Below are 6,235 nucleotides of genomic sequence, written 5' to 3'. Positions count from 1 at the left end.
CGCGCGGCGGCGCCCTCCGCCGCCCCGATCGCCGGTCCAAGCCCTGCCGCGGCGCTCGGCTTCAGCCATGGCGACCCGATCGATGCCAAGCCCGGCGCCTTCACCGGCCCGGCCGTGCGCCCGCTGCCGACGAATTTCGTACAGAACTGAGCGCCGTTTCGCCGTCATGCTCGGGCTTGATCCGAGCATCTCCTGACGCGCTTGTCCCGGAGCCTCCTTCGGTCCGAGACTCTCGGGTCGCCTGCGGTCGCCCGAGAGTGACGCCGCGCCCTCACTCCCTGTCGATTGGCCAGGCCTTGAAGACGTCCAGCGCCTCGCAGGCGGCGGCCTGCTTCGCGAGATGGAGCCAGCGCTCCTCCGGCGCGAAGTCCGGGATCACGAAGCGGCAGAAGCCCCAGGCGATGGCGGCGGTGATGTCGCTGGGCAGAAGCTCCGGTCCTGCCGTCAGCGCGCCGTCGCGGGCGGCCGCGTCGAGCAGATCGAGCGCGGTGTGGAGCTGCGTGACGATGCGCTCCTGCCAGGGCGCGTAGCGCTGCGCCTCCGGCCGCTTGCGCTCATATTCGATCGCGACGGCCTTGTCGGCCGCGACGATGCCGATCCCGGTCAGCGACAGATCCCGCTCGCGCGCGACAGGCTCGACCGGCCTGAGCGAGCGGCCGGCGACATCCTCGAAATGCTGGATGATCAGCAGCGATTCGCTGATGACGACGCCGCCCTCGGTGACCAGGCTCGGCGCCTTGATCAGCGGGTTGATCGCGCGGAACGCATCCATGTGCCGGAACACCGACACCGAGCGATGCTCGAAGGCGACGTCGAGCAGCGTGCCGATAATGGCGGCGCGGCGCACATAAGGACTGTCGAGCATACCGACCAGCAGCATCAGGCGATCTCCCATGGAACAAGGCGAGCCTGCCGGAAGCCGCGCCGAAAGCCACGCGAAATCGCGTGATGCCGGGGATCACGCCGGCTGATGCTCCGGCGCGGCGGCAACCCTGGCGACCGCTTCGCCGCTTTCCCACGGAGCCTCCCGGGAGACACCTCGCTCCTGCATCGCCATCTGGCAGGGGTCCCAATAGGGCGTGCCGCCGAAGCGCTCGACGAGCAGGTCGATCAGCACGCGCACCTTGCCCGGCACGAAGGCGCCGGGCGGGCGCACGACATAGAGCCCGCGCGTCGGCATCGGATAATCCAGCAACGCGTGCTTGAGCGCGCCCGAGTGGATCGCGTCCGACGCGATGAAGTTCGGCAGCACGACGAGGCCGAGCCCGGCCACGGCCCATTCCAGCAAGGTCTCGCCGCTATCCGAGCGCAACCGGCCGGGCGGCCGGACGGAAACCCAGCGCTTGCCCATCCGGAACGTCCATTCCTGCTCGGCGGTCCCGGTGTAGAGCAGGCAATCATGCTCGGCGAGATCGTGCGGCGTCGCGGGACGGCCCTTGCGCGCGAAATAGGAGGGGCTGCCGAGAACGGAAGTGTGAACCGGCGCGATGCGCCGGGCGATCAGGCTCGAATCCTTCAGCGTCCCGACCCGGATCGCCGCATCGAACCGCTCGCCGATCAGGTCGACATATTGATCGCTGGCATGCACGTCGATCTCGAGCCGGGGATATTTCAGCGCAAGCTCCCGCAGCAATGGCGCGACATGGCGATTGCCGAAGGTCAAGGGCATGGCGAGCCGCAACCGGCCGGCGACGCCGCCCGCCTGCTGCGCCACCGCCTCGCGCGCCTCCTCCAGCTCCGCCAGGATGCGCTCGCTGCGGGCCTTGAACTCGTTGCCGGCCTCGGTCGGGCTCACTCCCCGCGTCGTGCGGCTGAGCAGGCGCGTGCCGAGCTCCTCCTCCAGCTTGCTGACGCGGCGGCTGACGATGGATTTCGACAGGCCGAGAATCTGGGCCGCGCGCCCGAACCCGCCCGTCTCGGCGACGGCGATGAAGCTGCGGATATCGTCGAGCTCCGCCATGGGGCGTTCCTCCGGATGCAACAGTCTGGTGCCTATTATGGGTGTTCCGGTGCAGCAAGTGAACCGCTACCTCTCCACCACCGAACATCAGGTCCCGCTTTCGCAGAAGGGCGCCCCAGGGTGCGTTCCGAGAAAAGCCATTCCGGCTCATCGGCCTGCCAGCGTGATCCGCGTTCACCTACGAGGAAGCCATGCTCGACAAGCTTAAGAAGCGCCGTACGCAATATGCCCTCGGCAAGAACCTGCCGATCTCCGAAACGCAGGTCGATGCCCTGATCAGGGACGCGATCCGCCTGTCCCCCTCCAGCTTCAACTCGCAGAGCTCGCGCGCCGTCGTCCTTTTCGGCAAGGAAAGCGACAAGTTCTGGAACATCGCCAGCGAGGCGCTTCGTGCGGTCGTGCCGGCGGCTGATTTCCAGGCGACGAGCAAGAAGCTCGACAGCTTCGCCAGCGGCGCCGGGACGGTGCTGTTCTACGAGGATCAGGAGCCGGTCAAGGCTCTCCAGGCCAATTTCCCGCTCTACGCGCACAACTTCCCGATCTGGTCCGAACATTCGACCGGCATGGCGCAGTTGGCGGTGTGGACGGCGCTTGCCGACGCCGGTATCGGCGCGAGCCTTCAGCACTATCATCCGCTCGTCGATGCCGACGTGGCCAAGACATGGAACATCCCGGCCTCCTGGGAACTCAAGGCCCAGATGCCCTTCGGCTCCAATGAGGCCGGCTTTGCGGAGAAGACCTTCATCGACGACGAGCTGCGGTTCCGCACCCACCGTTGAACGAGGCTCGCGACCGGGCAGCGCCGGACGGACCGGGCTGCGTTTCGTCGTCTGAACGAACCGCTTGAAAAGCAAACGCCGCTCGGGATCTCTCGAGCGGCGTTTCAGCATTCTCTGTCGAGGCTCAGACCGTCTCGCCGACCGCCTGGAGATAGAGGTCGAGGATCGCCTCTTCCTCCTTGCGCTCCTCGAGGTCGCGCTTGCGCAGCGCGACGACCTTGCGCAGCACCTTGACGTCGTAGCCGTTGCCCTTGGCCTCGGCATAGACCTCCTTGATGTCGTCGGCGATCGTCTTCTTCTCTTCCTCGAGCCGCTCGATGCGCTCGACGATGCTCTTGAGCTGATCGCCCTGAACCGGATCGTCCATGTCATATCCTTCCGGGATCGTAAAATTCGGCCGGCAGCGTTCGCCCGGAACGGGTCCGGGCGTCAAGCCGCAACGCTTCGCAGCGGCGCGTCCTTCAACAGATCCGATGCCGCGGCCGCTTGAAAAGTATGATTACATCATCAAAAGGCAGATGACGCGCGCGCGCGCCCGGCCTAAGACTCGGCCATAAACAACCGCCCTCGACGGGCGGCGCGGGGGCGAGGCGCGGCGTGCGGCCATCATCGATCGACATCAGCGAACTGCGCCTGACCGCGCGGACGATCTACGATGCCGCCGTGGCGCGCGCGCATCCTTCGGGCTGCCTGCCGCAGCATCTGCCGCCCGCCCCGGAACGGGGCCGCCTGATCCTGCTCGCCGCCGGCAAGGCCGCCGGCAGCATGACGGCGCTGGCGGAGGCGCATTACCTCGAGGCCGGCCTGCCGCCCGAGCGTCTCACCGGCCACGCTGTCGCCCGCCACGGCTATACCGCGCCGACCCGGCTGATCCCGATGGTGGCCGCCGGCCATCCGGTGCCGGACGAAGGCAGCGTCGCCAGCGCCGGCCGCGCGCTCGAACTCGCAGCCTCCGCGACAGCCGACGACCTCGTGCTCGTCCTGCTTTCCGGCGGCGGCTCGGCCAATTGGGTCGCGCCCGCCGGCCAGCTGACGCTCGCCGAGAAGCGGGCCGTGACCAAGGCGCTGCTGCGCTCCGGCGCGCCGATCGGCGAGATGAACATCGTCCGCAAGCGGCTCTCGCGCATCAAGGGCGGCCGGCTCGCGCTCGCTGCCGCACCGGCCCGGCTCCTGACCCTCGCGATCTCCGACGTGCCCGGCGACGACCCTGCCGCCATCGCCTCGGGCCCCACCGTGCCCGATCCGAGCACCATGGCGGACGCCCGCGCCATCGTCGCCCGCTACGGGCTCGATCTGCCGCCGGCCGCCCGCGCCCTCATCGACGACGACGCCAATGAGACGCCGAAGCCCGGCCACCCCGCCTTCGCCAACAGCGCGTTCCGCATCATCGCCCGCCCGGCCGATGCGCTCGCCGCTGCCCGCGCCGCCGCCGAGGCGGCCGGCTATGAGGTGATCGATCTCGGCGCGGATCTGGAGGGCGAGGCCCGCGAGGTCGCCGCCGCCCATGCCGATATGGCCAGGCGCCTGAAGGCCGAGGGCCGGCGCGCCGCGATCCTCTCCGGCGGCGAATTGACCGTGACCTTGCGTGGCTCCGGCCGCGGCGGCCCGAGCCAGGAATATGCGCTGGCGCTCGCCATCGCGCTTGGCGGAGAGGCGGGCATCGTCGCGCTCGCCGGCGATACGGATGGCACCGATGGCGGCGGCGGCGAGGCGACCGACCCGGCCGGCGCCGTCATCGATCCCCAGGCATTGACGCGCGCGGCCGCGATCGGCCTTGATCCTGCCCGATCCCTCGCCGACAACGATTCGACCGGCTTCTTCGAAGCGCTCGGCGATTTGCTGCAGCCGGGACCGACCCTGACGAACGTCAATGACTGCCGCGTGATCCTGATCGAACCGTGAGAATGCCCGGACATCCTCGAACGGCCGCCTTTGCATGGGCCGTCGGCGCCGCCTTCCTGCTCCTGGGCGCGCTGCCGGCCAAGGCCGATCTGCGCATGTGCAACACCACCACGAGCCGCATCGGCGTCGCCATCGGCTATCGCGACGCGCAGGGCTGGACGACCGAGGGCTGGTGGAACATCAGCCCGCGCGGCTGCGAGACGCTGCTGCGTGGCACGCTGGCCGCGCGTTATTACTATGTGCACGCCGTCGATTACGACAAGGGCGGCGAATGGACGGGCAAATCCGTCATGTGCGTGCGCAACAAGGAATTCACGATTCGCGGCATCGAGGACTGCCTGGCGCGCGGCTATGATCGCGCCGGTTTCTTCGAGGTCGATACGGGCGAGCAGAAGAGCTGGACCATCCAGCTCACCGACACCACCGGCGGGGCCCCACCCCGGCCCTGAGGCCGGGCCGAACGGGACCAGGCCGCACGAAACGACAGAGATGGCGGCGGGCTTGGAGCCGGCCGCGGGGGAAGACGATGAAGCGCGAACGCCGGATCAAGATCATTGCCACGCTGGGCCCCGCCTCCGCGACCGAGGAGATGTGCGCCAAGCTGTTCGAGGCCGGCGTCGACGTCTTCCGCATCAATATGAGCCACACCCAGCGTGTCGACTGGATCGCGCTCTCCTTCGTGCAGCGGCCGGAGGACATGGCGGAGCTGCGCAAGATCGTGCGCGGCCGGGCGCTGGCGCTCGCCAAGATCGAGAAGCCGCAGGCCGTCGCGCGGATGGAGGAGATCATCGACGCCTCCGACGCCATCATGGTCGCGCGCGGCGATCTCGGCGTCGAGATGCCGCTGGAGAAGGTGCCGGGCACGCAGAAGCGGCTGACCCGCATGGCCCGGCTCAAGGGCAAGCCGGTCGTGGTCGCGACCCAGATGCTCGAAAGCATGATCACGAGCCCGGTGCCGACCCGCGCCGAGGTCTCAGACGTCGCGACCGCCGTCTTCGAGGGCGCCGACGCGGTGATGCTCTCGGCCGAGAGCGCCGCTGGCCAGTATCCGGTCGAGGCGGTGACGATGATGAACCGCATCGCCGAGGAGGTCGAAAACGACGCTGTCTACCGCTCGATCCTCGATTCGCAGCGCAACGAGCCGGAGGCCACCGGCGCCGACGCCATCGCCAAGGCTGCCCACGAGATCGCCGAGACGCTGAACCTCAAGGCGATCTGCGCCTGGACTTCGTCCGGCTCCACCGCCTTCCGCATTGCGCGCGAACGCCCGAATTCGACCGTGATCGCCCTGACGCCGAACCGCGCCACGGCGCGCCGGCTCACCTTGGTCTGGGGCGTCCACGCCATCGTCACCAAGGACGCCAGCGACGCCGACGACATGGCCTTCCGCGCCTGCAAATTCGCGGTGCGCGAGCATTACGCCAAGATCGGCGACCGGGTGATCGTCGTCGCCGGCGTTCCCTTCGGCACGCCGGGCGCGACCAACATGGTCCGCATCGCCTTCGTCGCGCAGGAGCATGTCGCGAAGGCGTGAGCCGACCATCGCTCAGCGTCATTCTCGGGCGAAGCGAAGCGCAGACCCGAGAATCTCGGG

6 protein-coding genes and 1 pseudogene are annotated in these 6,235 nt (G+C 68.7%); 4 read left to right on the top strand and 3 right to left on the bottom strand.

Going from position 1 to position 6,235, the window contains the following annotated elements:
• Positions 1-271 precede the first annotated feature (271 nt).
• Both AB4Y99_RS24600 and AB4Y99_RS24595 read right to left on the bottom strand, forming a co-directional pair.
• Positions 272-880: a glutathione S-transferase family protein gene (locus AB4Y99_RS24600; protein ID WP_441525162.1), complete on the bottom strand. Its 609-nt coding sequence runs from the start codon at positions 878-880 to the stop codon at positions 272-274.
• Positions 881-958: 78 nt separating this feature from the next.
• Positions 959-1,960, bottom strand: a complete 1,002-nt coding sequence (locus AB4Y99_RS24595) for a LysR family transcriptional regulator (RefSeq protein WP_112764901.1) — start codon at positions 1,958-1,960, stop codon at positions 959-961.
• A gap of 191 nt (positions 1,961-2,151) precedes the next feature.
• On the opposite strand from AB4Y99_RS24595, the gene AB4Y99_RS24590 reads away from it, so the two are divergent.
• On the top strand, positions 2,152-2,739 hold the full coding sequence (locus tag AB4Y99_RS24590; protein ID WP_038363026.1) for a nitroreductase family protein: 588 nt from the start codon (positions 2,152-2,154) through the stop codon (positions 2,737-2,739).
• Positions 2,740-2,863: 124 nt separating this feature from the next.
• On the opposite strand, the gene AB4Y99_RS24585 is transcribed toward AB4Y99_RS24590, so the two are convergent.
• Positions 2,864-3,106, bottom strand: coding sequence for a DUF2312 domain-containing protein (locus AB4Y99_RS24585; RefSeq protein ID WP_038363023.1), 243 nt, complete (start codon positions 3,104-3,106; stop codon positions 2,864-2,866).
• A gap of 230 nt (positions 3,107-3,336) precedes the next feature.
• On the opposite strand from AB4Y99_RS24585, the gene AB4Y99_RS24580 reads away from it, so the two are divergent.
• From AB4Y99_RS24580 to pyk, 3 genes and pseudogenes are all read left to right on the top strand, one after another.
• Positions 3,337-4,641, top strand: coding sequence for a glycerate kinase type-2 family protein (locus tag AB4Y99_RS24580; protein ID WP_441525161.1), 1,305 nt, complete (start codon positions 3,337-3,339; stop codon positions 4,639-4,641).
• Positions 4,642-4,643: 2 nt separating this feature from the next.
• Positions 4,644-5,090, top strand: a complete 447-nt coding sequence (locus AB4Y99_RS24575) for a DUF1036 domain-containing protein (RefSeq protein WP_038363021.1) — start codon at positions 4,644-4,646, stop codon at positions 5,088-5,090.
• Positions 5,091-5,158: 68 nt separating this feature from the next.
• Positions 5,159-6,175 (top strand): annotated as a pseudogene (gene pyk / locus AB4Y99_RS24570) (pyruvate kinase); the annotation flags it as partial.
• Positions 6,176-6,235 lie beyond the last annotated feature (60 nt).

The organism is Allobosea sp. TAB14 (genome assembly GCF_052113865.1).
GTDB classification, from domain to species: Bacteria; Pseudomonadota; Alphaproteobacteria; order Rhizobiales; family Beijerinckiaceae; genus Allobosea; species Allobosea spartocytisi.
The sequence above is the reverse complement of the archived record's forward strand: the minus strand, read 5'-3'. Positions and strand labels throughout refer to the sequence as shown.

Excerpts from the sequence above, each read along its gene's own strand:
- AB4Y99_RS24585 (WP_038363023.1), bottom strand. The coding sequence starts at position 3,106 with ATGGACGATCCGGTTCAGGGCGATCAGCTCAAGAGCATCGTCGAGCGC.
- AB4Y99_RS24600 (WP_441525162.1), bottom strand. The coding sequence starts at position 880 with ATGCTGCTGGTCGGTATGCTCGACAGTCCTTATGTGCGCCGCGCCGCC.
- AB4Y99_RS24590 (WP_038363026.1), top strand. The coding sequence starts at position 2,152 with ATGCTCGACAAGCTTAAGAAGCGCCGTACGCAATATGCCCTCGGCAAG.
- AB4Y99_RS24575 (WP_038363021.1), top strand. The coding sequence starts at position 4,644 with ATGCCCGGACATCCTCGAACGGCCGCCTTTGCATGGGCCGTCGGCGCC.
- AB4Y99_RS24595 (WP_112764901.1), bottom strand. The coding sequence starts at position 1,960 with ATGGCGGAGCTCGACGATATCCGCAGCTTCATCGCCGTCGCCGAGACG.